Here is a 21441-nt window from a genome sequence, read left to right as displayed (position 1 = left end):
CTCGCCATCAAAGGTGCCGCGGATTTCGCGGTCTTGCAAACCTCTTCTGTGCGGTTGCAGAATCGAGGTATCTCTCAAATTGCAACGTTCATAGTATAGCACGGGCAAGGGAATAAACTCAAGCTTTTTCTCTAAGTATATTGCTATTTTTTGCCAGCAAAATGCTATAGAATGGAAGGGTCAGAAGCTGCAGCCACGGCTGCGATATTAAGGAAAGGATCATTCATGAAGAAATTTTACGGCTACAAGCGCTGCTCCACTTCCAGGAAAGCCCAGAAGTGGCTGGACGAGCACGGAGTTGAATATGAGTTTCAAGATCTGGTAGCAAAGCCGCCGGCCAAGGCTGACCTGGTCAAATGGCTGACCAAGTACCAGGACCGGGGCCTGCGCTACTTCTTTAACACCAGCGGCCAGCACTACCGGCAGCTGGGCTTAAAAGACAAGATCAAGGACATGACGATTGCTGAAGCCGCCGACATAATGGCCAAAGACGGCAAATTGATCAAGCGGCCGCTCTTGGTTGACGATGACCGCCTGACGTGTGGCTTTAAAGAAGCCGTTTACGAGGAGACCTGGAAGAAGTAACCATGGACGAACGCAAAATCTACACGCATTTTCTTTTTGACCTGGATGACACGATTTTTGACTTCCCAGCCGCGGAGCTGCACGGACTGGAGAAGGTCTACGCGGCTTTGGACATGAAGCTGAGCCATGAGGACCACCAGCACTACTCTGCCTTCAACAAGGAGCTCTGGGATGACATCGATGCCGGCCGCTTGACCCGTGACGAGATGCAGGCCCGCCGCTTTCCAGAATTCTTCCAGAACGAATATGGCCTGCAGCTGGAAAACAATGCCGAGCTGGTCAAGATCTACCAGCAGGGCCTGGCTGAAAGCCATGAGCTCTTGCCCAACGCGGCCAAGGTCATCCGCCGCCTGCACCAGCAAGGCCACTACCTGGCAATTGTTTCCAACGGCCTGCTCAAGGTCCAACAGGCCAAGCTGGCAGACGTGGGGCTCTTAGACTGCTTCAATGACCTGTTCATTTCCCGGGAGATCGGCCACATGAAGCCAAACCCGGAATTTTTTGAATACGTCCTGGCCCACTCCAAGTGCAACACCGCCAACACCCTGGTCATCGGCGACTCGCTTAAGACTGACATGCTGGGTGCCAAGCGGGCGGGTTTGGACTCCGTCTGGTACAACCGCCACAAGCGGCCAAACCAGACCCTGGTCCACCCGACCTATACGATCAGCGACCTGCTTGAGTTGGAAGAAATCGTGAATGGCTAGGCAACAACTGAATTTGCAAAAATAAAAAGCTTTGGCGAAAACTCGTCAAAGCTTTTTATCTGCCCTAATTTTCGACAATCACGGCAATTGCCGCTTCCAGGCCCTTGACGATGGTTGCCAATGCCATTGACGGCGAGTTGGGCCGGCGGGTCACCTGTTCAGGGACGAACGGCACGTGAATAAAGCCGGCTTTAAGCTGGGGGAATTCCTGCTCGCGCAGGTATTGCACCTGATACATCAGGTGGTTGCAGACAAAGGTTCCAGCCGTAGTTGAAACCTTGGCCGGCACGCCTGCCTTCCGGATGGCACTCACCAGCTTCTTGACCGGGAACTGGGTAAAGTAGGCCGCTTGCCCGTCTGCCTGGATCACCTGCTCGACTGGCTGCTGGCCGGCATTGTCGGGAACGCCCGCGTCGTCATAGTTGATCGCGACCAGTTCCGGCGTCAGGCAGGCCCGGCCGCCGGCCTGGCCCACGCACAAGACGCAGTCAGGCTGCTCCTTGATGATGGCCTCCCGGACGACTTGCGCTGCCCGGCCAAAAACGGTCGGCACTTCCAGCTTGATCACGGCCGCGCCGCTGATCTCATCTGGCAGCTTGAAGACCGCCTGGCTGGCCGGATTGACTTTCTGCCCGTCAAAAGGGTCAAAGCCGGTGACCAGGATTTTCTTTTGCCTTGCTTCGCTTTTATTAGCCATCTTAGTCCCCCAATGCCTGCCGCAAGTCGGCAATCAAGTCATCCGGATCCTCCAGGCCAACCGACAAGCGTAAGAGCTTGGTCGTGATCCCCAGGCGGACGCGCTGGTCTGCTTCCACGTCATCGTGGGTCTGGTAGTAGGGAATGGTGATCAGGCTTTCCGCCCCGCCCAGACTTTCCGCGAATGTGATCACCTTGACGCTGTTCAAGACCCGCTCGACTTCTGCCTCGCTGTCCAAGTAGAAGGAGATCATGCCAGCCTTGCCAGGATACAGGACTTTTTCCACGTGCGGGGCGGTTTCCAGGAACTTGGCGATCTTCTTGGCGCTGGCGGCATGCTGCTTCATTCTTAGCGGCAGGGTCTTCAAGCTTCTGGTCAGCAGCCAGGCATCAAAGTTGGACATGGTATCGCCGACCGTGATCGTGAACTGGAAGTAGTCATCGGCCAGCTTCTCATCCTTGACGACCACGATTCCGCCCAAGATATCGTTGTGCCCGCCCAGGTACTTGGTGGCTGAATGAATGACTACGTCAGCGCCCTCCGTCAGTGGCTTTTGGTAATACGGCGTGTAAAAAGTATTGTCAACCGCGACGATAATGTCCTTGTTGTAGGCGTGAACGGCAGCAGCGATCTGCTGGATGTCCAGTTTCTTCATGGTTGGATTGGACGGGGTTTCCAGCCAGACGATCCGGGTCTTCTCGTTCAATAGCTTGACCAAATCCGCCACTTTCCGTCCGTCCCACTGCTTGAAAATTACGCCGTAGTGACTTTCAACGTGGCGGAAGTAGCGGAAGTCGCCGCCGTAAAGGTCATCCAAAGAAACCAGCTCATCGCCCGTGTGCAGGATGCTCAAGACCAGCTGGATGGCCGCCATCCCGCTGGCCACGGCAAAGCCCTGGCAGCCCTCTTCCAAAGTGGCCAAGGTTTCTTCAACCACCTTGCGATTGGGCGCTTCAACCCGGGAGTAAGTGTAGCCCCGCAAGCGGTCAAAAGTTATCGCCTGCCGCAAATCCGGATGGCGGTAGCAAGCCGACAGATAGATCGGCTGGGAGACGGGGTTGGCCCCGTCCTTGATTGAGCCGGCTTCGGCCACGATCGTTTCAAACGCGCGCTTGTCTTTTTCAGTCATTGTGCTCTCCTATTTCCTAATAATCTGTAAAAAACATTTCCATTAGCGTGCCAGCTTGGCTTTGACCAAGGCCTGCTTGATGTCGCTCAGCAGGTCGCTGGCGTCTTCAATGCCGACTGAGAAGCGGATCAGGCCGGGCTTGATCCCCGCGGCCAGCTGCTCTTTTGGCGAAAGCTCAGCATGGCTCATCTTGCTTGGCAGCTCAACCAGGCTTTCCACTGCGCCCAGGCTGACGGCCAGGGCAAAAATTTCCAGGGAGTTGACGAAGACGACCGGATCATAGACTTGATCGTCCAATTCACAAGAGAAGACCCCGCCAGCGCCAGCTGCTTCCTGCTTGAGCTCGGCATAGCCGGCCAGGTCCGGGTCGCCTGGATAGTAGACCTTGGCAATCCCTGGCAGCTTCTTGAAGAAGTCCACCAGCTTCAAGACGTTCTCCTGCTGACGGTCCAGACGGATGGCCAGGGTTTTGATCCCGCGGCCCAGCTCATTTGAGTCTTCCGGCGACAAGACGCCGCCGATCGCGTTCTGCACGAAGTAGACCCGCTTGGCCAAGTCCTGGCCCTTGACGATCACGGCCCCGGCACTGACGTCTGAGTGGCCGGACAGGTACTTGGTAGCTGAATGCACGACGATGTCCGCCCCATACTTGAGGGGGTTGAGCAGGTAAGGACTGAGAAAAGTGTTGTCAACGATCGTCAGCAGGCCATGCTTTTGGGCCACTTCGGCAATCCCCTTGACTGGCGTTACCTGCAGCAAGGGATTGGTGACCGGCTCAAAGTAGATGGCCTTGGTGTTGGCCTGGATGGCCCCTTCGACCGCGCTTAGGTCTCTGGTGTCAACCGCGGTCAGCTCCAGTCCCCAGTCCTCAAAAAACTGGTGGAGAATTCTGAAGGTCCCCCCATAGATCTGATCGCCCACGATAATGTGGTCGCCGGCTTTAAAGATGGCCAAGGCGGCATGAATCGCCGCCATGCCTGAGCCAAAAAGAAAGGCCGCGGCTCCGCCCTCCAGATTGGCCAGCTGCTCTTCCACCGCGTGTCTGGTCGGGTTGCCCGAGCGGGAGTAGTCGTACTTCACCGGCGCCCCGATTTTAGGGTAGCGGAAGGTCGTGGCCTTATAGATCGGCACCGTCACTGAACCAGTCTCGTCTTCACTTTCAATTGGCACATGAACCAAGCGCGTATTGAAGCCCTGCATGTAAAATCCTCCATTCATTAAAAAAGTCCCTAGGCCACTGACCTAGGGACGAATCATCGCGTTACCACCCTTGTTCGCCGGATATGACTTGAAAGCACAAAAGCAATGCAAAAATCCCAGTCAAGCCGGCCTCAGCATCCAGATGAATGCTTGAGAGGATAACGTCTCCTAACGGGCAAGCAGCCGGCAGACCCCTTGCCATAGCTCCGAGCTCATCTTCAAAAGAAGTCGCCTCCCGCCTTCTCACCAGCAGCGGTCACTGTTGAGGCAGCTTCTTCCTACTCTTCTCATCAACGCTTAAACTATTTTAATTTAAAACTCATTATACTGATTTTTTCCAACTTCTTCAAGCAGCAGCCAGTATTTTGCCGCCTTTTCTTCCCCAGCAAAAACGCCAGGCGAGATGCCTGGCGTTTGTTTTTAACTGATTTGCTGCTAACCGCCCAGGTATGCCTTTTGGACGGCTGGGTCATTGAGCAGGTCATGGCCGGTCCCGGACATCTTGACTTCCCCAGAAGCCAAAACGTAGCCGCGATCCGCGATTGACAAGGCCTGCCGTGCGTTTTGCTCAATCAAGAGCACGGTCATGCCTTCCTTGTTGATGCTCTTGACGATATCGAAAATTTCTTGAATGTAAATTGGTGCCAGCCCCATTGACGGCTCATCCAGCAAAAGGACCTTTGGCCGAGCCATCAAGGCTCTGGCCATGGCCAGCATCTGCTGCTCACCACCGGAAAGGGTCGCCGCATCCTGCTTAAGTCGCTCTTTCAGGATCGGGAAGCGCTTGAACATGGCTTCCATGTCCTTTTCAATCCCGTCCTTGTCCTTTCTCAGGTAGGCCCCCAGCTGGAGGTTTTCCTTGACGGTCATCCCCGCAAAGATCCGTCGGCCTTCAGGAACCTGGGAGATTCCTTCCGCCACGATCTTTGGTGCGCTCATCTTGGCAATGGACCGGCCTTCAAACAGGATATCGCCGCTGGCTGGGTGCAAAAGACCGGAAACGGTCTTCAAAATCGTTGACTTGCCGGCACCGTTGGCCCCGATCAAGGTGACGATTTCCCCCTTCTTCAAGTCGAAGCTGACGTCACGGACGGCCTTGATGGCCCCGTAGTTGACTGACAGATGGTCGACTTTAAGCATGGTTTCTGCTGTTTCAGGCATTTGCTCCACCTCCGAGGTATGCGTTGATGACGTCTGGGTTGTTTTGAATTTCCTGAGGCGTCCCTTCGGCCAGAAGCTTGCCTTCCGCCAAAACGTAGATTCTTTCCGCCAGCTTCATGACCAGCGACATGTCGTGCTCGATCAACAGGACGGCAATCCCGTATTCAGTCTGGATCTTCTTGATCAGCTTGGTCAAGTCGGCCGTTTCTTCCGGGTTCATCCCGGCTGCTGGCTCGTCCAGGCAGATGATCTTCGGGTTGGTGGCCAGGGCGCGGACGATTTCCACCTTCCGCTGAACCCCGTAAGGCAGGTTGCCGGCTGGGAAATACATTACGTCTTCCAGTTCAAAGTCCTTCAACAGGCGCTTGGCATGCTCTTCCATGGAAGCTTCCGTTTTGTAGAAGCTTGGCAGACGCAGGACTGCCGTAAAAAAGCCTTCCTTGTATTGGTTGGTCAAGGCAATCAGGACGTTTTCCAAGACTGACAGTTCTGAGAACAGTCTGATGTTCTGGAAAGTCCGGGAAATTCCCATTTGGGCTACCTTGTAGGCCTTGGTGTTTTTCTTGACCTCATAGCCGCCGATGGTAACCGTGCCTGAGGTTGCTGGCGCGACGCCAGTCAAGCAGTTGAAGAAGGTCGTCTTGCCCGCCCCGTTGGGGCCGATCAAGGCCACCAATTCTTTGGCGTCAACGTGGAGAGAAACGTCGTCAACTGCAGTCAAACCGCCGAACACTTTGGTAATATGCTCTGCGTTCAATGCTTTGGTCATGCTTCTTCCTCCTTACTTGTCTTCTTTTTGCACTTCGGCCATATCGCCGTCCTGCTTTCTGGTGAACAGGCGCTTGAATGAGAATTCCCACTTGCCGAACAGACCGCCTGGCTTGAAGATCATGATCGCGATCAAGGCGATAGCGTAGAAGACCATCCGCAGAACGCCCAAGCTTTGCAGAGCCGTGTCAAGGACGCCCAGCAGGATCGTAGCCACGAAAGTGCCAGTGATGCTGCCCAGACCACCAAGCACGGCGTAGATCAGAATCGTAATTGATTCCATGATCCCGAAGCTGGATGGCACGATGGTCTGCAGGTATGAAGCGTAAAGTGAGCCGGCGATGGCTGCCGTAGCGGCACCCAAGACAAAGGCCCCCAGCTTCCACTTAGTGGTATTGACCCCCATGGCTTCAGCGGCAATTTCGTTTTCGCGAATGGAAATGACTGCCCGCCCGTCGCGGCTGTGGATGAAGTTGACAGTCACGATCGTCGTCAAGCAGACGAAGATGTAGACCACGTCCCAGGTCGCAAACTGCGGAATGTTGAACAGACCAGCCGCGCCGTTGGTAATTTTCAGGTTGTTGATCACGATTCTGATGATTTCAGCCGCGCCCATCGTCGCGATGGCGAAGTAGTCGCCGTGCAGACGCAAGGTTGGAATCCCGACGATCAAAGCAACGATGATTGAAATGACGACGCCGACCACGATAGACAGGTAGAAGCCGCCAGCGGTGCTCATCGTCTGGGTCAAGATCCCAGTTGAGTAGGCACCCAGGGCCATAAAGCCCGCGTGGCCCAGGGAGAATTGCCCTGAAAAGCCGATAACCAGGTTCAATCCGACCGCCAAAATAATGTTGATCCCGATGGTGACGAGCATGTTTTCAATAAAAGTATTGATCACGCCCGCCAGCATCAAAGAGTTGATCAGGTAGAAGCCCGCAACCATCACGAGCAGCCAGCAAAGATTGTATTTCCAATTCTTCTTCATCTGACTCACCCCTTCTAAACCTTTTCAACTTGCTTCTTGCCAAACAGACCGCCTGGCAGAACCAACAGAATCACAATCAAGACCAGGTAGACCGCGGCGTCTCTGAAGGCTGAGAAGCCCAGAGCCGTAACCCCGGTTTCCAAAAGCCCAATCAAGAAGCCACCAACGGCAGCCCCAGGGATGGACCCGATCCCGCCAAGGACGGCGGCAACGAAGGCCTTGATGCCTGGCGTCATCCCCATCAGGGGGTCAATTGAGTTGTAGTAGAGCCCGATCAAGACGCCGGCGGCCCCAGCCAAGGCTGAGCCGAGGGCAAAAGTGATCGAAACCGCGTGATTGATGTTGATCCCCATCAGGCTGGCCGCGTCGTAGTCAGTTGAGACTGACCGCATGGCCCGGCCGACTTTAGTGTAGTTGATGATCCACATCAAGCCGAACATCAAGATGATGGTCGTCACCAGAATGATCAGCTGAATGTTGGAAATGGTCACCCCGCCCAAGTCGAATGCCTTGCGCTTGATTACCTGAGGGAAGTTGCGCGTGTCTGATGAGCAGAGGTAGGACATCCCGTTTTCCAAGAAGAAGGAAACCCCAATGGCCGTAATCAGGGCCGCGACGCGGGGCGCGTTTCTTAATGGCCGGTAGGCTACCGCCTCAATAATCACCCCGGCCAAGCCGCAGGCAATCATAGCAGTAATCAAGGCGGTGAAGAAACCGAAGTGCAGGTAGTTGATCGTGTAGTAGCCCCAGTAAGCGCCGAGCATGTACACGTCACCGTGGGCAAAGTTCAGCAGCTTGGAAATGCCATACACAATCATGTATCCCAGCGCCAGCAAGGCATAAATGCTGCCGAGCGAGAGACCATTGATTAATTGCTGGAGAAAAGTTTGCAAAATTCAAAACCTCCTTGAATTGTCTGCGCTATGCTTCTAGAGCTTTTTATCCAATCGTCAATTTTCGAAAACAATTAAACAATTACAACAATAAACCGAAATCAGTTAAAAATCAGTCATAAATTTGTCAATAAGCAATTACTTGACAGTGTAGGCCTTGGTTACGGCACCCTTTTCCATTTCTTCAACAACAACGGACTTTTGTGGGTTGTGCTTGGAGTCCATGGTGATGTTCCCGGTAACGCCCTTGAAGTTCTTCAGAGATGCCAGACCCTTTTGGACAGCGCTTGAGGAAACTTCGCCTTCCTTCTTGGCTGCTTCAACGACCATGTTGACTGAGTCGTATGCCAGTGAAGTAAAGGTTGCTGGTTCTTCGCCGTACTTAGCCTTGTAAGCCTTCATAAACTTAACGACTTGTGGTTCCTTAGACTTGGTTGAGAAGTGAGTCGTGTAGTAGATGTTTGAGGCGTTCTTCTTGCCAGCGATTTGGGCCAGCTTTGGTGAGCCCATGCCGTCGGCACCAACCATTGGCACGCTGATCCCCATTTCGCGGGCTTGCTTGACAACCAGACCGATTTCAGTGTAGTAGCCTGGCAGGTAGATTGCGTCAGGCTTCTTGTTCTTAACCGTGGTCAGAGTTGAGTTAAAGTCCTTGTCACCAGCTTGGAAGTATTGGGTAGTTACAACCTTGCCGCCAAGTTTCTTGAATTCAGCTGAGAAGGCCTTGGTTAAGCCAGTACCGTAGTCAGTTGAGTTGTCGGCAACGATCGCAACCTTGCGCTTCTTAAGCGTGTTGTACATGAATTCGGCAGCCTTCTTCCCTTGGTATGGGTCGATGAAGCAGGCACGGAAGGCATACTTTTGCGTTTGGCCAGACTTGGTTTGGGTAAAGGCAGCTGCAGTAGCTGAAGGACCAACCATTGGCACGCCGGCCTTGGTTAAGTTGGCGATTGAAGCCGTTGCGTAGGCAGTGGCGGCAGGACCAACTTGTGCCACGACCTTGTTGGAGTTGACCATTTGCGCGGCAACGGATGCGGCAGTTGAAGTGGATGACTTGTTGTCGGAAACGTAAAGCTTGATCTTATAAGTCTTGCCGCCGATCTTCACGCCGCCCTTCTTGTTGATTTCGTCGGCTGCTAAAGTGGCACCCTTCTTTTCTTGCTGGCCGTAGCTGCCGGCAGCACCGGAAAGTTCCAGGTTAAGGCCGATGCGGAACTTGTTGTCGCTGGTCTTGTTCCCGCCGTTAGAAGCGGTCTTGGCAGTGGCACAGCCAGTCAATGCGGCAGCTGACATCATCGTAGCAGCAGTTAATCCAAACATTTTCTTAAAATTCATGGTAGATTCCCCTCTCAGTACAACATGATAATTTTTCTGATTGTCTTAGTTTAAAATTAAAAAGTCTTCACTCAGCCTTGAGTGAAGACTCATCAAATTCCCTCTTGAGCTCACTCACAGACTTGCTAAAGAAGAGCTCGGGCGACTCCGGGCTCTAGCCAATAATTTGCAAGCGAGCTATGACATTCGCTGAGAACATCATTGCATTATTCCTTTGTTGACACATTTGCTTTTCCATGATTTTCTCAGCTCCTTTTAATCTTAAGTTGTTTATATTCTATGTAATCTCCGGGGGATTGTCAACGGTTTTTATTATTTTTCTCTCATCTTTGTTTTTAATCAACCTTTTGCTTGTACTCGCTTTATGTGCTTCGGCTAGAGTCTAACTTAAATGTTGCTTTAGCTCATTTTGTCTTCAAAAAATTAAAAAAGTGTTGGAAGGCTCTCATAATCAACAGATGATAATAAAAAGTAAAAAATAAGAGAACCGCCTGCGCGGTCCTCTCATAAGTGTCGATATTAATTGATTTGGAGTGTGTCTGTTAGTTGATAAAGTTGGTAATTGTCTTGATTATCGATGAAAAAATAGATAAAGATGGCTTAATAGGTCTTGCCAGTTGCTCTAGCGCCAATGTCGCGGCGGTAGAAGCATTCTGGCTCATCAAGCTTGGCCAGGTAGTCGTAGACGTGCTTTTGGGCAGCGTCCAAGCTGGCAGCTTCAGCACGGACCATCAAGATCCGGCCGCCATTGCCCTTCAGGTCAGTCAGAGGGCCCTTGACGTTGGCATAGTCGATGGCAATCCCGTCTTCAGCTGGCAAGGTTCCCAGCGCCTGGCCCTTGACCGGGTTCTTTGGGTAGCCCTTGGCGGCCAGAATGACGCCCAGGATGGCCAGGTCATTTTCCTTGACCTCTGGCATTTCCTCATCGTTGACATTGGCATCGATCAATTCGGCAAAGTCAGTGGCCAGGCGGGGCAAAACGACTTCAGTTTCAGGGTCGCCCAGACGAACGTTGTATTCGATCATCTTTGGCCCCTTCTCAGTCATCATCAAGCCCAGGTACAAGACCCCATGGTAGTTATAGCCACCCTTTTCCAAGCCTTTGGCGGCCGGCTTGACCAGTTCATCAATGATGGCTGCTCTTTGCTCAGCCGTCAATTGCGGGACTGGGCTGTAAGAGCCCATGCCGCCAGTATTTGGTCCCTTGTCGCCGTCATAGGCCCGCTTGTGGTCTTGGGCGACTGGCAGCAGACGATATTCGCCATTTTGCATGACGGCGAAGACTGAGTATTCCGGACCGGTCAAGAATTCTTCCAGAACGACCCGCTTTTGCCCGTTGTCGAACATCCAGCGCAGGGTTTCCTTGGCCGTTGACTCGTCTTCCGCGATTACGACCCCCTTGCCGCCGGCCAGGCCGTCTTCCTTGAGGACGACCGGCAGGCCAAAGTCGCTCAAAGCCGCGATAGCGCTGTCGGCGTCTTCGTAGCTTTCATAGCGTGGGTGCGGCACGTCGTACTTTTCCATGAACTTCAGGGCATAGTCCTTGGACCCTTCCAATTGCGCGGCCCGCGCGTTTGGCCCGAAGATCTTCAAGCCAAAGGCCTGGAAATAGTCGACAATGCCGGCCACCAGGGCGTCTTCTGGGCCAACAAAGGTCCAAGCTACCTGGTGGGCAATCGCAAAGTCCTTCAAGCCCTTGAAGTCGTCTTCAGGAATGTCCACGGCCTCTACGCCGATGCTTGCCAAGCCGCTATTGCCAGGTGCCACGTAGACTTTGGCAACGTGCGGACTCTTCTTCAAGGCCCGGGCCACCGCGAATTCGCGGCCGCCTGACCCAACGACCAAAATGTTTAAATTATCTTTCATGATGCTTGCCTTTTAGTGTCTAAAGTGACGCACGCCAGTGAAGACCATGGCAATGCCGTACTTGTTGGCCATGTCGATTGATTCTTGGTCACGCACAGAGCCACCAGGCTGTACGATAGCCTTGATGCCATGCTTGCCAGCGTATTCAACGCAGTCGCTGAATGGGAAGAAGGCGTCAGAAGCAATGACTGCCCGCTCGTCAAGGGCATCGCCAGCGTGGTCGATGGCAATCTTTTCAGAGTCGATCCGGTTTGGCTGTCCTTCACCAACGCCCAGGGTCCGTTCGTCGTTGGCAACGACGATCGCGTTTGACTTGGCGTGCTTGACTGCCTTCCAGGCAAACATCAAAGACTTGAGCTGGTCTTCGGTTGGCTTGACGGCAGTTACGCATTCCCAGTCGCTGGCATCTTCGGCCAGAACGTCTTGGTCCTGCATCAAGAGACCGCCCATGACTGAAACGGTTTCGTGGCGGGTTGGCTCATCCTTCTTGGAGAAGTCCAGCTTCAGGATCCGCATGTTCTTCTTCTTGGTCTTCAAGGCTTCCAGAGCGTCTTCATCGTAGTCTGGCGCAATGATGATTTCCAGGAAGATCTTGTGCATCTTCTTGGCCGTTGCCAGGTCAACCTTCCGGTTCAAGGCAATGACGCCGCCGAAGATGGAGACTGAGTCAGCCTCGTAGGCTCTGTCCCAAGCTTCTTCCAAAGTGTCCCCTTGGCCAATGCCGCATGGGTTCATGTGCTTCATGGCTACAACGGTTGGCTTATCGTCAAATTCGCGGATGCAGCGCAGGGCTTCATCAGCGTCCTTGATGTTGTTGTAGGACAATTTCTTCCCGTTCAGCTGCTCAGCTTCTAGGATTGAGTAGCTCTTTGGCAGGGCGTCTTCGTAGAGCCAAGCCTTTTGGTGACCATTTTCCCCATAGCGCATGGTTTCCTTCAGGTCGTAGGTCAAAGTCAGCTTTTCAGGTGCTTCCACGCCGACTTGCTTTGACAGGTATTGGGAAATCAAAGCGTCGTATGAAGCCGTCAGACGGAAGGCCTTGGCTGCCAGCTCAGCTCTGGTTTCCAGAGTGGTTGCGCCATTTTCCTTGATTTCTTCCAGCACCTTGTCGTAGTCAGCCTTGTCGGTCACGATGGTGACGTCGCGGTAGTTCTTGGCAGCTGAGCGGACCATGCTTGGGCCGCCGATGTCAATGTTTTCGATGGCGTCAGCCAGGGTTACGTCCGGCTTTTCAATCGTCTGCTTGAATGGGTACAGGTTGACGCAGACCAGGTCGATTGGCGTAATGTGGTGCTTCTTCAAGGTTTCCACGTGGCTTGGCAGCTCGCGGCGGGCCAGGAGGCCACCGTGGATGTAAGGGTTCAGGGTCTTGACGCGGCCGTCAAGAATTTCCGGGAAGCCAGTAACGTCTTCAACGGAAATCGTCTTCACGCCAGCTTCGTCAAGAACCTTCTTGGTGCCGCCGGTTGAGACGATTTCAAAGCCGTTTTCTTCCAGCCCCTTGACAAAGGGTACCAAGTTGCTCTTATCTGATACGCTTACCAATGCACGCTTCATTTGTTTATTGGACTCCTTTATTTCTGCTTCAAACTTAGTCAATACATCCTTGAGGGCGGCTGGATAGAGCTCGTGCTCACAAGCATGCAACCGCGCCTCAAAGGTTTCTTCAGTATCGTCATCCTTGATTGGCACGTGCTTTTGCGCGATGACCGGACCATCGTCCAGGCCAGCATCAATATAGTGCACGGTTACGCCTGAACGCTCAGAGCGATCTGCAAAGGACCGTTCGATCGCGTGCAGACCTGGATAGTCTGGCAGCATGGCTGGGTGCAGGTTGACGATGCGCCCTTCATAATCATTCAAAATCGTTGGCCCGATGACCCGCATGTAGCCGGCCATGGCAATAAAATCGATCCGGTATTCATGAAGCACCTGGAGGATCTTCTCCTCATATGCCTGCTTGCCGCCACAAGACTTGACCGTAAAGGTCACGACTGGAGTGTTGAACTTCTCAGCCCGCTTGATCACGGGAGCGTCTGGATGGTCGCAGAAGAGCAAGGCCAGCTCGCCTGGCAGGTCGCCAGACTGAAAGCGTTCGGCCAGGGCTTCATAATTGGTACCGTTGCCTGATGCAAAAATCGCTACTCTCATTGTTCTTTTCTTACCTATTTGATAACTACTTTTTCAGAACCTTCAGCCCGCTTTTGCAGCTGGCCAACTTCAAAGACCTTTTCGCCCTTGGCGGCCAGGGCCTGCTTGGCTGCTTCCTTTTGCTCAGCTGGCACGGCCAGGATCATACCCAGGCCCATGTTGAAGGTTTGCCAGCAGTCTTCCAGAGACAGGCCGCCAATTTCTTGCAGATACTTGAAGATGTCTGGGACCTCCCAAGTGCCTGCATGAATTTCTGCCTGCAGGTCGTCAGTAAACATCCGCGGGACGTTTTCAATCAAGCCGCCCCCGGTAATGTGGGCCACACCGTGTACCAACCCCTGCTTGATGGCTGGCAGAACGGACTTGATGTAGATTCTGGTTGGGGCCAGCAAGGCTTCGCCAACGGTCTTGCCGTTAAGGGCGGCTGGCTGGTCGGTCAATTTGACCGCGTGGTCCTTAAAGAGGATCTTGCGCACTAAGGAGAAACCGTTGGAGTGAACGCCAGTTGAAGCCAATCCCAGCAGGACGTCGCCGGCTTGCGGAGTCGCCTGGCTGAGCAGGCGGTCTTTTTCCGCCACGCCGACCGTAAAGCCGGCCAGGTCGTACTCATCAGCGGCATACATGTCAGGCATTTCCGCGGTTTCCCCGCCGATCAGGCTGCAGCCTGCCTGCCGACAGCCTTCCGCCACGCCGGAAACGACTTCAGCCAAGAGAGCTGGGTCATTGTGGCCACAAGCAATGTAGTCCAGGAAGAAGAGCGGTTCTGCCCCTTGGGCCAGGACGTCGTTGACGCACATGGCGACGACGTCGATCCCGACCGTATCGTTCTTGCCCATCTTTTGCGCGATCATCAGCTTGGTGCCGACCCCATCAGTCCCGGAAACCAGAACTGGGTGCTGGTAGCCCAATGAATCCAGGTCAAAGAGGCCGCCAAAGCCACCAATATTCCCGACATAGCCAGGCCGCTTGGTCGAAGCAACCGCGCCCTTGATCCGGCGCACCAATTCATAACCCGCGTTGACGTCAACGCCAGCATCTTTGTAACGATTCACGATTATTCACCTTTGCTTTGTCTTTGCTTCTTCAAGACTTCTTCAACTGGCACGACGTGCAGCGGAGCCTTGATTTGATCTTCGTAGTCATATAAAGGAGTCGGGTACTTGCCGTCGAAGTAGGCCACGGTCAAGCCGCCATTTGGCGCATCGCCCGCGTCAGGGATATTGATGGCCTTGATCAGGCTTGGAATGGACAAGAAGCCCAGGCTTTCGGCGCCAATGATCCGCCGCATGTCTTCAACGCTGTACTTAGCCGCCATCAGGTCCTGACGCTGTGAGATGTCGATCCCATAGAAGTGCGGGTACTTGAAAGGCGGTGAGGCAATCCGCATGTGCACGGACTTGGCCCCGGCTTCCTTCAGCATCTGCACGATCTGCCGGGAGGTGGTCCCGCGGACGATTGAGTCGTCAACGACTACCACGCTCTTGCCGGCAACCACCCCGCGGACGGCAGCCAGCTTCATCTTGACCCCGCGCTCACGCAGAGCTTGAGTTGGCTGAATGAAGGTTCTGGCGATGTACTGGGACTTGATCAAGCCCATTTCGTATGGCAGGCCAGCAGCTTCCGCATAGCCAGTCGCGGCTGACAGTGAGGAGTTTGGCACCCCGATGACCATGTCGGCATCCTTTGGCGCTGGCTGCTCTTTAGCCAGCAGCATCCCCATCCGCTTGCGGGCGGTATGGATGTTGACCCCGTGCATGATTGAGTCAGGCCGGGCAAAATAGATGTATTCCATGGAACAGACGGCCAGCTGGGTTTCGGTCGTGTAGCGGTCGATCTTCAGGCCATCCTTATTGATGATCAACAGCTCGCCTGGCTGCACGTCACGGATCAGCTTGGCATGAACCGCGTCCAGGGCACATGATTCACTGGCTACCACGTATGCCCCGTTGTCCATCTGGCCTAAGACCAGTGGCCGGAAGCCGTTCGGGTCCAAGGCCGCGTAAAGGGTGTCCTTAGTCATCAAAAGGAAGGCAAAGCCTCCCTTGACTTCGTTCAGGCTGGCCTTCAAGGCTTCAATGAACGGCATGCGGACCTTGCGTCTGATCAGGTGGATCAGAATTTCCGTGTCAGAGCTTGACTGGAAGACTGAGCCTGAGTCCTCCAAGCGCTTCTTCAAGGTCTTGGCATTGGTCAAGTTGCCGTTGTGGCAAAGCGCGATTTCACCATCTTGGAAGTGGAACAGGAATGGCTGCACGTTGGCAAATGAGTCTGAGCCAGCGGTACCATAGCGCACGTGGCCAATGGCCATGTTCCCTTGCAAGAATTCCAAATCGGCCGGGTTTGAAAAGACTTCTGACAGAAGCCCCCGGTCACGGAACTGGCGCAGCTTGCTGCCATCGCTGGAAACGATGCCGGCGCCCTGCTGACCGCGGTGCTGCAAGGCATGCAGGCCAAAGTAGGTTACGTTGGCCGCGTCAGGCACGTTATAGACGCCAAATACGCCACATTCCTCGTTTAATCCTTTGATTTCATAAGGCATGGAACTGCCCCTCCCCAAATATCTTTCAGTTCAGCAACTGCCAATTCAGCAGTCTGATCTGCTAATTGAACTTTCAGCGTGCTGCCGCCGGTCGTACCAATCTTGACCGCGTCTTCGCCCAAAGCCTTGGCAAATTCGGCTTCGTCTGCTGGACGCACGCTGACGAGCAGGCGGCCTGGAGTTTCGCTGAAGAATTCAGCGCTGGTCAAGTCGCTCTTGATTTCGGCCCCGATGTCATGGCCAAATGAGCTTTCAGCCAAAGTTGCGGCCAAGCCGCCTTCACTGAGGTCGTGGGCGCTGGCTACGCGGCCAGCTTCCATTTCCGCCAGAAGCTTTTGCTGGTAAGCGTGGATGTGGTCCAGGTCCAAATCATTCAAAGTGCCGGAGATTTCGCCAGTCAGCATCTTTTGCAATTCCGAGCCAGCGTAGTCGTCCCCGGTCTGCCCCACCAAGTAGATGCTGTCGCCGGCTTCTTGGAAGGAGTCGCGCACGACGCGATCAATGTTCTTGACCAGGCCGACCATCCCGATCATTGGCGTTGGGTAGATGGACTTTTGGTCAGTTTCGTTGTACAGGGAAACGTTGCCGGAAACGACTGGCGTTTCCAAGACTTCACAAGCCTTGGCAATCCCCATGACTGAGTGGTGGAGTTCCCAGAAGACTTCTGGCTCGTTAGGGTTCCCGTAGTTCAAGCAGTCAGTGATCGCCAGCGGTTCAGCCCCTGAAGCGATGATATTGTCCGCTGCTTCAACGACGGCCCGCTTGCCGCCGATTTCTGGATCAAGGTAGATGAAGCGGCCATTGCCGTCAGTCGTCATGGCAATCCCCTTATGGGTGCCGCGCACGCGCAAGACGCCGCTGTCTTCACCAGGCCCTACGACCGTGCAGGTTCTAACCATGGAGTCGTAGGTTTGGGTGAACATCTGCTTGGAAGCGACAGTGCTTTGGCCCATCATCTGCTTGTAGGCTGCAGCCAGGTCCTTGATTTCCGGTTGCCAGTTTTCAGCATTTTCAGCTTCGATCATGTGGGCTGGCTTGCTTTCTTCGCTTGGTTCTTCCAAAACGTCTTCAGTCAGGCTGGAAACCGGAATGTCGCAGACGACTTCGCCGTGGTGACGCAGTACGTAATTGTGGCCTTCAGTCACGCGGCCGATGACTACGGCGTCAAGGTCGTAGAAGTCAAAGATCTTCTTGACGTCTTCTTCATGCCCCTTCTTGACGCAGAGCAGCATTCTTTCCTGAGATTCGCTCAGCATGATTTCGTAGGCTGACATCCCTGGCTCACGCTGCGGTACCAAGTCCAGGTTCAGCTCCATGCCGGACTGGCCTTCGTTGGCCATTTCCGCGCTTGAGGAAACGATCCCGGCTGCCCCCATGTCCTGGATGCCGACCAGCCAGTCAGCGTGCTTTTGGGTCAATTCCAGGCAGGCTTCAAGCAACAGCTTTTCCATGAACGGGTCGCCGACTTGCACGGCTGATCTTTGGCTTTCGTGTTCTGAGTCAAAGGAATGAGAAGCAAAGGTAGCCCCGTGAATCCCGTCACGGCCAGTCTTGGCGCCGACATACATCACGGCGTTGCCCAAGCCGGCTGCAATCCCCTTCTGCATGTCCTTGACGTCCAAAAGGCCGACGCTCATGGCGTTCATAACCGGGTTGCCCTTGTAGATGTCGTCGAAGGTCAATTCACCGCCGACGGTTGGGATCCCCATGCAGTTGCCGTAGCCGCCGATCCCAGCAACCGTCTCGTTCAAAAGCCAGCGGGTGTGGGCATCGTTCAGTTCACCAAAGTGCAGGGAGTCGAGGGTAGCTACCGGACGGGCACCCATTGAGAAGACGTCGCGGAGAATCCCGCCAACGCCAGTCGCTGCCCCTTCATAAGGCTCAACGGCAGTTGGGTGGTTGTGGCTTTCAGCCTTGAAGACCACGGCTTGGCCGTCGCCAATGTCAACGACCCCGGCCCCTTCACCAGGCCCTTGCAGGATCCGCTTGCCCTTGGTTGGGAAAAGGCGCAGGACTGGCTTGGACTTCTTGTAGGAGCAGTGCTCGCTCCACATTGCTGAAAACAAGCCGGTTTCAGTGTAGTTCGGCAGGCGGTGCAGCAGCTTTTCAGAAATGTAGTTGTATTCTTCTTCCGACAAGCTCCAATCAAGGTAAGGTTTCTTTTCTTTGATTTCTTCGGGAGTCATTTCCTGAGCCATTATGCTTTTACCTCCGCATGATCCAAAATTGACTTAAACAAACGCAAACCATCAGTATTGCCCAAAAGTGCTTCAACGGCTCTTTCAGGGTGAGGCATCATCCCCAAGACGTTGCCGCGCTTGTTGGTGATCCCGGCGATGTCGTGCAAGGAGCCGTTAGGGTTTTCCTTGGAGTAGCGGAAAACGACCTGGTGGTTGTCTTCCAGTTCCTTCAAAGTTGCTTCATCAGCGTAGAAGGAGCCATCAGCGTGGGCGATTGGCAGGTTGATCTTTTCGCCCCGCTGGTATTCGGAAGTAAAGATCGTGTCGTTGTTGACTACTTCCAGTTCAACGGTCTTGCAGACGAACTTCAAAGAGTCGTTTCTCTTCAAGGCGCCTGGTAAAAGGCCGGCTTCAGTCAAGATTTGGAAGCCATTGCAGGTTCCAAAGACTGGCTTGCCTTCGTTGGCCATCTTGACGATGGCGGGCATGATGTTGGTAAAACGGGCAATCGCGCCTGCTCTCAGGTAGTCCCCGTAGGAGAAGCCGCCTGGCAGCATTACGGCATCAAAGCCGTCCAGGCTGCTTTCCTTTGAAGGAACGTATTCGACGTCGGCGCCGCAAACCGTGTGCAGAGCCTCGTAGAGGTCGATGTCACAGTTTGAGCCGGGGAATTGAATGACTGCAAACTTCATTATTTTTCCTCCAGAACCTTGTAGGTGTAAGTTTCCATGTTGAAGTTGACCAGCAGCTCTTCTGAGATTTCCTTAACGGATTCTTCAACTGCCTTCTTGCTTGGGTCGATCACTACGTCAAAGAACTTGCCGACCTTGACTGATTGAACTTCATCGTGGCCTAAGGAGTGAATTGAGTTGGTAATTGCTTCCCCTTGCGGGTCAAAAACGGATTGCTTGTAGGTAACGTAGATTCTTACAGTAGTCATGTTAATTAATCCTCCTTGGCCAATGCGTCTTGCAAGCGGGCCAAAACTCTTTCGTATACATCAACCAGGTTGCCGATTTGCCGGCGGTAAACGTCCTTGTCCATGTGGTCCTTGGTCTTAAGGTCCCACAGGCGGCAGTTGTCAGGTGAGAATTCGTCAGCCAGAACGACTTCCCCGTTAGGCAGAGTCCCGAATTCAACCTTGAAGTCAACCAGTTCCATGCCGGCGTCAGCGAAGAGCTTGGTCAGCAGCTTGTTGACCTGGCGGCTGAGTTCCCACACTTGTTCGTGTTCTTCGTGAGTGATCAAGTGGAAGGCGATCGCGTCTGATTCGTTCATCAATGGGTCGTGGAGCTCATCGCTCTTCATGAAGAGCTCTTCAACCGGAGTGTCCAGCTTCTTGCCCTCTTCCTTGATGCCGTAGCGCTTGCAGAAGGAGCCAGCGGCCACGTTGCGGGTTACGACTTCCAGGTCGATCATCTTGACCTTCTTGACCAATTGTTCGTTTTTGGAAAGACGCTTGATGAAGTGGGTCTTCACGCCGTGCTTCATCAGGTATTCAAAAACCAGAGTGGAGATTTCCGCGTCAAGCTCACCCTTGTTCTTGAAGACATCGTGCTTGAGCCCGTCAAGGGCGGTCGTATCGTCCTTGAACACTGCCCGCAGCACGTTCGGGTCATCAGTTGACCACATGTCCTTAGTCTTACCACTGTAAAGCAATTCTGCCATTTTTAGCCTCCGATAAACAATTACTAAATACGAACTATAACAAACTAACAGGAACTACTATTCGTAATTTCTTCTTGGGTCTAGAATAACAATTTAATTTGTCCAGGTCAACACTAAAGCGAACGATTTTTAGTTATTTTGTAAAAAATAGTCGCTTTGTTTATAAGATATCCGGACAAGCATTAATTATTAAGAAAGATAAGCAATAAAAGGCGAACATAAAAGGAGCACCTCCAAATTGAGATGCTCCTTTTAGTTAGACAAGCTTTTCTTTATTCCAAACCAACGCGCTTGAAGATGTCGTCCACGTGGCGCAGGTGCCAGTGGTAGTCAAAGGCATCGTCAAGGTCAGCCTTGGTCAATTGCTTTTGAATGGTTGGGTCTGCTTCCAAGAGCGGCCGGAATGGAATTTGTTCAGCCCAGCACTTGGCGGTGTATGGCTGGATCAAGTCGTAGGCTGCTTCTCTGGACATGCCGGATTCAACCAGCTTGAGCAGGACGCGGCCAGAGTAGATCAAGCCCAGGGTCTTGTCCATGTTCTTCTTCATGGTTTCCGGGAAGACGTCAAGGTTCTTCAGAATCTTGCCCATCCGGTGAAGCATGTAGTCAAGGCCGATCGTGGTGTCTGGCAGGATGATTCTTTCCGCGCTTGAGTGGGAAATGTCGCGTTCATGCCACAAGGCCACGTCTTCATAGGCAGTAACCATGTGGCCGCGCAGGACGCGGGCCATCCCGCAGATGTTTTCAGAACCGATCGGGTTGCGCTTGTGCGGCATGGCTGATGACCCCTTTTGTCCCTTGGCGAAGTGCTCTTCGACCTCGTGGATTTCAGTTCTTTGCAGGGAACGGATTTCGGTCGCGATGTTTTCAATGGAAGTGGCGATCAAAGCCATGGCAGCCACGTATTCAGCGTGCAGGTCGCGCGGCAGCACCTGGGTTGAGATTTCCTGGGCGTGCAGGCCGAGCTTCTTGCAGACATAGGCTTCGACTTCCGGGTCAACTTCCGCGAAGGTCCCAACGGCCCCGGAGATCTTGCCGGCTTCAACGCCGCGGGCAGCATGTTCAAAGCGTTCTTGGTTGCGCTTCATTTCTGAGTACCAGCGGGCGAACTTCAGGCCAAAGGTAGTTGGCTCAGCGTGGATCCCGTGGGTGCGGCCCATGCAGACCGTGTCCTTGAATTCAAGGGCCCGCTTGGCCAGGATGTCGATAAAGTCCTGGATGTCCTGGCGGAGGATGTCGTTGGCTTGCTTCAATTGGTAGCCTTGCGCCGTATCAACGACGTCAGTTGAAGTCAAGCCGTAGTGAACCCACTTCTTTTCATCCCCCAAAGACTCAGAAACCGTCCGCGTGAAGGCAATCACGTCGTGGTGGGTTACTGATTCGATCTCGTGGATGCGGTCAACGGAGAACTTAGCGTTCTTCTTGATCTTTTCCACGTCTTCGGCTGGAATGTGGCCCAGCTTTGACCAAGCTTCGTCGGCAGCAATTTCAACTGCCAGCCAGCATTCGTACTTCTTTTCTTCAGTCCAGATGGCGCCCATTTCAGGTCTGGTGTAACGATCAATCATCTATTC

Annotated in this window: 19 protein-coding genes, 1 pseudogene and 1 other annotated feature (1 of these 21 running past the window's edge); of the genes and pseudogenes, 2 read left to right on the top strand and 18 right to left on the bottom strand. The window is 53.6% G+C overall.

Annotated elements, in window-relative coordinates; translation table 11 throughout:
* Positions 1-66 (bottom strand) — a sequence feature (ribosomal protein L21 leader region); it reaches 13 nt to the left of the window's first position.
* Between the two features lie 159 nt (positions 67-225).
* Both FYJ62_RS03475 and FYJ62_RS03470 read left to right on the top strand, forming a co-directional pair.
* Positions 226-585, top strand: a complete 360-nt coding sequence (locus FYJ62_RS03475) for an arsenate reductase family protein (RefSeq protein ID WP_154547764.1) — start codon at positions 226-228, stop codon at positions 583-585.
* A gap of 2 nt (positions 586-587) precedes the next feature.
* Entirely contained in the window at positions 588-1292 is a 705-nt protein-coding gene (locus FYJ62_RS03470; RefSeq protein WP_154547762.1) for a YjjG family noncanonical pyrimidine nucleotidase, read from the top strand.
* Positions 1293-1356: 64 nt separating this feature from the next.
* On the opposite strand, the gene pcp is transcribed toward FYJ62_RS03470, so the two are convergent.
* The 18 genes and pseudogenes from pcp to purB all read right to left on the bottom strand — a co-directional run bounded on the left by pcp (position 1357) and on the right by purB (position 21435).
* Positions 1357-1989 carry a pyroglutamyl-peptidase I gene (gene pcp / locus FYJ62_RS03465; RefSeq protein ID WP_154547760.1) on the bottom strand — a complete coding sequence of 211 codons (633 nt, stop codon included), beginning with the start codon at positions 1987-1989 and terminating at the stop codon, positions 1357-1359.
* 1 nt (position 1990) lies between these two features.
* Positions 1991-3118 carry a trans-sulfuration enzyme family protein gene (locus FYJ62_RS03460; RefSeq protein WP_154547758.1) on the bottom strand — a complete coding sequence of 376 codons (1128 nt, stop codon included), beginning with the start codon at positions 3116-3118 and terminating at the stop codon, positions 1991-1993.
* A 42-nt stretch (positions 3119-3160) separates the two neighbouring features.
* On the bottom strand, positions 3161-4318 hold the full coding sequence (locus FYJ62_RS03455) for a trans-sulfuration enzyme family protein (protein ID WP_154547756.1): 1158 nt from the start codon (positions 4316-4318) through the stop codon (positions 3161-3163).
* A 435-nt stretch (positions 4319-4753) separates the two neighbouring features.
* Positions 4754-5458, bottom strand: coding sequence for an ABC transporter ATP-binding protein (locus FYJ62_RS03450; RefSeq protein ID WP_154547801.1), 705 nt, complete (start codon positions 5456-5458; stop codon positions 4754-4756).
* A gap of 13 nt (positions 5459-5471) precedes the next feature.
* Positions 5472-6248 carry an ABC transporter ATP-binding protein gene (locus tag FYJ62_RS03445; protein WP_154547754.1) on the bottom strand — a complete coding sequence of 259 codons (777 nt, stop codon included), beginning with the start codon at positions 6246-6248 and terminating at the stop codon, positions 5472-5474.
* Between the two features lie 12 nt (positions 6249-6260).
* On the bottom strand, positions 6261-7235 hold the full coding sequence (locus FYJ62_RS03440) for a branched-chain amino acid ABC transporter permease (RefSeq protein WP_154547752.1): 975 nt from the start codon (positions 7233-7235) through the stop codon (positions 6261-6263).
* Between the two features lie 14 nt (positions 7236-7249).
* Positions 7250-8128 carry a branched-chain amino acid ABC transporter permease gene (locus FYJ62_RS03435; protein ID WP_154547750.1) on the bottom strand — a complete coding sequence of 293 codons (879 nt, stop codon included), beginning with the start codon at positions 8126-8128 and terminating at the stop codon, positions 7250-7252.
* A 138-nt stretch (positions 8129-8266) separates the two neighbouring features.
* A complete protein-coding gene (locus FYJ62_RS03430; RefSeq protein ID WP_154547748.1) occupies positions 8267-9463 on the bottom strand; it encodes an ABC transporter substrate-binding protein in 1197 nt (398 codons plus the stop codon).
* A gap of 600 nt (positions 9464-10063) precedes the next feature.
* Positions 10064-11329, bottom strand: coding sequence for a phosphoribosylamine--glycine ligase (gene purD / locus FYJ62_RS03425; RefSeq protein ID WP_154547746.1), 1266 nt, complete (start codon positions 11327-11329; stop codon positions 10064-10066).
* Between the two features lie 12 nt (positions 11330-11341).
* Complete coding sequence (purH, locus tag FYJ62_RS03420) at positions 11342-12886, bottom strand: bifunctional phosphoribosylaminoimidazolecarboxamide formyltransferase/IMP cyclohydrolase (protein WP_229771824.1); 1545 nt, start codon at positions 12884-12886, stop codon at positions 11342-11344.
* Between the two features lie 45 nt (positions 12887-12931).
* Positions 12932-13480, bottom strand: a pseudogene (gene purN, locus FYJ62_RS10735) (phosphoribosylglycinamide formyltransferase); the annotation flags it as partial.
* Positions 13481-13494: 14 nt separating this feature from the next.
* A complete protein-coding gene (gene purM / locus FYJ62_RS03415; RefSeq protein WP_326831986.1) occupies positions 13495-14532 on the bottom strand; it encodes a phosphoribosylformylglycinamidine cyclo-ligase in 1038 nt (345 codons plus the stop codon).
* A 2-nt stretch (positions 14533-14534) separates the two neighbouring features.
* On the bottom strand, positions 14535-16019 hold the full coding sequence (purF, locus tag FYJ62_RS03410; RefSeq protein ID WP_154547742.1) for an amidophosphoribosyltransferase: 1485 nt from the start codon (positions 16017-16019) through the stop codon (positions 14535-14537).
* Positions 15995-18217 carry a phosphoribosylformylglycinamidine synthase subunit PurL gene (purL, locus tag FYJ62_RS03405; protein WP_154547740.1) on the bottom strand — a complete coding sequence of 741 codons (2223 nt, stop codon included), beginning with the start codon at positions 18215-18217 and terminating at the stop codon, positions 15995-15997. The genes purF and purL overlap by 25 nt, the downstream gene beginning before the upstream one ends.
* Positions 18217-18891, bottom strand: a complete 675-nt coding sequence (purQ, locus tag FYJ62_RS03400) for a phosphoribosylformylglycinamidine synthase subunit PurQ (protein WP_154547738.1) — start codon at positions 18889-18891, stop codon at positions 18217-18219. Before purQ ends, purL begins: the two co-directional genes overlap by 1 nt.
* A complete protein-coding gene (gene purS, locus FYJ62_RS03395) occupies positions 18891-19139 on the bottom strand; it encodes a phosphoribosylformylglycinamidine synthase subunit PurS (RefSeq protein ID WP_154547736.1) in 249 nt (82 codons plus the stop codon). The genes purQ and purS overlap by 1 nt, the downstream gene beginning before the upstream one ends.
* 5 nt (positions 19140-19144) lie before the next feature.
* Positions 19145-19867 carry a phosphoribosylaminoimidazolesuccinocarboxamide synthase gene (gene purC, locus FYJ62_RS03390; protein ID WP_154547734.1) on the bottom strand — a complete coding sequence of 241 codons (723 nt, stop codon included), beginning with the start codon at positions 19865-19867 and terminating at the stop codon, positions 19145-19147.
* 272 nt (positions 19868-20139) lie between these two features.
* Positions 20140-21435, bottom strand: coding sequence for an adenylosuccinate lyase (gene purB / locus FYJ62_RS03385; protein ID WP_154547732.1), 1296 nt, complete (start codon positions 21433-21435; stop codon positions 20140-20142).
* Positions 21436-21441 lie beyond the last annotated feature (6 nt).

Source organism: Lactobacillus porci (assembly GCF_009695985.1).
Lineage (GTDB): Bacteria > Bacillota > Bacilli > Lactobacillales > Lactobacillaceae > Lactobacillus > Lactobacillus absianus.
Note: the sequence above shows the minus strand (reverse complement) of the source record. Positions and strands in the feature narration are given on the sequence as shown.